Consider the following 4,206-nt stretch of genomic DNA (forward strand, 5'->3'; position numbering starts at 1 on the left):
GCCAGTCGCCAAGTACGATGCGGGTGTAATCGGCGTTGCGATGGATGTTTTCGCGGTGGGTATGGCCGTGGATGAGCAGGGGCGTGTGGAAGCGTTGGACGGTTTCGTGGGTAAAGGCCGGATTGACATCCATGATGTCGGCGGTTTTGTGTTGCTTGTCCTGTTTGCTCTGTTTGCGGATTTTGGTGGCGATGTTCAGTCGGAGTGTGAGCGGCAGGAGCAGAAACAGGCGTTGCAGCCATTTTTGATGGACGGTACGGCGGAATTTTTGATAAGAATGGTCGTCGGTGCAGAGGGTGTCGCCGTGACAGAGCAGGGTGGGTGTGCCGAACAAGTCGATAACGGCGTACTCGGGCAGTAAGGTCATGCCGGTATCGCGGGCGAAGGTTTTGCCGATGAGGAAGTCGCGGTTGCCGTGGATGAAATAGCAGGCGACACCACGCTCGGTCAGGCTGCGGATGGTTTGCTTGATGATTTGAACCAAAGGGCTGTTTTCGTCATCGCCGATCCAAAAATCGAAAAGGTCGCCAAGAATGTATACGGCTTGGGCATGAACGGCTTTTTCTTGGATAAATTTCTGGAAGAGTGCGGTCAGTTGAGGATGGGATTCGCTCAGGTGCAAATCGGCGATGAAGTAAATCGGCATGATGATGTGGGACGTGTGGGAAGGGTTTTATTATAACTTGGGTTGTCGCGTTTGGTTGGGTTTGGTGTTTTTCGTTTGTAATGTAGTGATTTTATTGTTTTGATTTGGTGTGATAAAGGCCGTCTGAAACATCTTTTCAGACGGCCTTTGTGGTTTATAGGGCTTTGCCCTGATAAGTGATTTGTTTCAGCGTATCTTCTTGGTACAAGTCGCTGATGGGGACGGTATAGAAGAATTCGTTGCTGCGGACAAAGCGGTTGACCAAGTCTTTGTCGAGATGGAGGACATGGTGTCGCAGTTTGTTTAGGCCTTTGAATATCATGGTACTCCAACGCATATAGCCGTCTGAATTAGGACGGATGTCGTTCATGGCGTCAAGGGCGAGAAGTTTGCGGTTTTGCTCTTCTCTATCCAAAGGATGGGAATAGATGCTTTGGAAGTAAAACGGTTGCTCGGAGGATGGCGGCAGGCTGAGGGAAGAGCCTACTTTGCCGATAGGGAAGTCGTCGCTCAGATAATGTATGGTGTGCAAAAACAGATTGCCGCGGCGGTAATCGATTTTGCGCAGGGCTTCGATGGCGGCCAGCGCAGTATGTTGGTGGTCGGGATGCGCATCAATATTGGGGGACGGCGACACGATAATATCCGGCTGGAACGTTTCTATCAGATAGCCAAGGTTGTCTACCAAGCTGTTCCAAGTTGAGCCGGGTTTGAGGTGTTTCGCCAATGGGGATGTATTGGCACGACGGAAAATATAGACGTCGGTCGTATCGATCTTGGTCGATTTAATCTCTTTTTCCGGATTTTGGCGCATGGCGGTCAATGTGCTGTCGAAGTAGCCCAGTTGCAGGATGTTTTCAGACGGCACACCGGCCAAAAGGGGAACGGTCAGGCTGTTCCAAACGCGCATCCGGCCTTTTTGCAGATATTGTGCCTGGGTGTCGCAGTCGCACGTGCTATAAAGGTTGCCATAGTGGAAGCTGCCGCCTTCGCTAGCGGTTAAGGTGCAGATCATTGAATTGGCGGCGTGTTTTTCGTACAAACCGTATGCGCTGAGTTCAGCATCGTCGGCATGGGGCGCGAGGACAAGGATTTTTTTGCCGTCGAGGTTTTCACGCGGATAAACGGAGAGTTCGATTTCTTGATCGGGCAAGGACAGGTATTTGCCTTCCAAACGGATGGTTTTGTCACTGTCGGAGAAGGTGTCGCTCAGATTGATATAGCGCACGCCTTTTGCGCCGTATTCGAAATATTGCTTCCATTTGCCTTTGGATGAAATGGTTTCGATAAAAGGCAAGAACAGCAGTCCCATCCAGTTGGACTTGATACGGATTTTGGCAATGACGGTATCCTGTCCGCTGACAGTGGCGGGCAAGGTTAGGCTGCCGCCTTTGAGGGTAGCATGCGCGGTAGAGGGAAGGGAGGGATAGTTATAGTCTTGGTGTGTGTTATAGGCAAACTGTTTTTTGTGAATAATTGAAGTAATAATAAACAACAAAATAAAAAAAGTCAGTATCAGCCCCGTCAGTATCAGAAACATTGTTTGGTTCCTTTATTGTTGTAACAGTCATGATAGTGCTTGTGGAGCTTATTTGTTTGTTTTTCTTACAAACGGTTGTTTTTCATACTCTAACGTCATTAAAGTGAACATTTAAAATAAAACAGTTTGCGGGTTGATTATATATAAACGACCAAAATGTAGAAAGGCCGTCTGAAAAATTTGAAAGAAATTTCAAAAATTTCAGACGGCCTTGATATTTTAAAGGTTAAGCCGGTAAATTATGCTTCTTTTGTTTCAACTGCTTTCTGACGCAGACGTAGGCTTAACTCGCGAAGTTGTTTGTCGTCGACCACATTAGGTGCATTGGTCAGCAGACATTGTGCACGTTGTGTTTTTGGGAAGGCAATCACGTCGCGGATAGATTCTGCACCGGTCATCAGGGTAACCAGACGGTCGAGGCCGAATGCAAGGCCGCCGTGCGGAGGCGCGCCGAATTTCAGGTTGTCCAAGAGGAAGCCGAATTTCTCTTGTTGCTCTTCAGGGCTGATTTTCAGCGCGGCAAACACTTTCTCTTGTACGTCTGCGCGGTGGATACGGATAGAGCCGCCGCCGATTTCCCAGCCGTTCAATACCATGTCGTAGGCACGGGCCAGGCAGTTTGCAGGGTCGGAAACCATCAGGTCTTCATGACCTTCTTTAGGCGCTGTAAACGGATGGTGTACGGCTACGTAGCGGTTGGCTTCTTCGTCGTATTCGAACATTGGGAAATCGACAACCCACAAAGGTTTCCATTCGTCTACGAAGTAGCCGTTGTCTTTACCGTGTTCCAAGCCGACTTTAATACGCAATGCGCCGATGGCTTCGTTCACAACTTTGGTTTTGTCTGCGCCAAAGAAGATGATGTCGCCGTTTTGCGCGCCGGTACGCTCGATGATTTCTTTCAGGGCGTTTTCGGACAGGAATTTCACGATTGGAGATTGCAGGCCGCTGTTTTCGCCGTTGGAGAGGTTGCTGACATCGTTTACTTTGATGTATGCCAGACCTTTCGCGCCGTAGATGCCGACAAATTTAGTATATTCGTCGATCTCTTTGCGGCTGAATTTCGCACCGTTAGGCACGCGCAGAGCGACTACGCGGCCGCCTTTCATGTCGGCTGCACCACGGAAGACTTTGAATTCTTCGGTCTTCATTAGGTCGGTCAACTCGGTGAATTTCAAGTTGATGCGCATATCCGGTTTGTCAGAGCCGTAGTAGAACATGGCTTCAGAGTAAGGCATGCGAGGAAAGTCGCCCAAATCTACGTTTAAAGCATCTTTGAAGACTTGTTTGGCCATGCCTTCAGTGATGTCCATGATTTCATCCTCGTTCAAGAACGAGGTTTCTAAGTCGATTTGAGTAAATTCAGGTTGGCGATCGGCACGCAAGTCTTCGTCACGGAAACATTTGGTGATTTGGTAGTAACGGTCGAAACCGGCAACCATCAGCAATTGTTTGAACAATTGTGGAGATTGCGGCAGCGCGAAGAATTCGCCCGGATGAACGCGGCTTGGTACGAGGTAGTCGCGCGCGCCTTCCGGAGTGGAGCGGGTCAGCATCGGTGTTTCGATGTCGATGAAGCCTTGTGCGTCCAAGTAGCGGCGAACGCCCATGGCCACTTGGTAACGCAGGCGCAGGTTGCGTTGCATGGCAGGACGGCGCAAGTCGATAACGCGGTTGGTCAGGCGAACGTTTTCGCTGATGTTTTCATCGTCGATTTGGAACGGAGGCGTAGCGGCAGCGTTCAAGACTTCGATTTCTTTGGCAAGGATTTCGATTTTGCCGGAAATCATTTTGTCGTTGGTTGTACCTTCTGGACGGTTGCGTACGCGGCCGGTAATGCTTAAAACGTATTCGTTGCGGGAAGAGTCGGCAGCGGCAAATGCTTCCGGAGTATCAGGGTCGATAACGACTTGAACGATGCCTTCGCGGTCGCGCAGGTCGATAAAAATCACACCGCCGTGGTCGCGTCGGCGGTGTACCCAGCCTTTGACGGTAACGGTTTGGTCTAAGTATTGCTCGC

The 4,206-nt window shown here is 49.9% G+C and carries 3 protein-coding genes; all 3 read right to left on the reverse strand.

Annotated features, from left to right (window positions below; all coding sequences use genetic code 11):
• A partial coding sequence (gene lpxH, locus ACTHUE_RS11975) for a UDP-2,3-diacylglucosamine diphosphatase (RefSeq protein ID WP_440423553.1) occupies positions 1-649 on the reverse strand: 649 nt, incomplete at its 3' end.
• A gap of 151 nt (positions 650-800) precedes the next feature.
• Complete coding sequence (locus tag ACTHUE_RS11980; RefSeq protein WP_004518827.1) at positions 801-2,186, reverse strand: PIG-L deacetylase family protein; 1,386 nt, start codon at positions 2,184-2,186, stop codon at positions 801-803.
• Between the two features lie 239 nt (positions 2,187-2,425).
• Positions 2,426-4,206, reverse strand: a 1,781-nt coding sequence (gene aspS, locus ACTHUE_RS11985) for an aspartate--tRNA ligase (protein WP_440423551.1), incomplete at its 5' end; no start/stop codon positions are given.

This window comes from Neisseria sp. P0021.S005, assembly GCF_051956955.1.

Bases quoted from the DNA above. Each gene is read 5' to 3' on its own strand.
- ACTHUE_RS11980 (WP_004518827.1), bottom strand. From the start codon at position 2,186: ATGTTTCTGATACTGACGGGGCTGATACTGACTTTTTTTATTTTGTTG.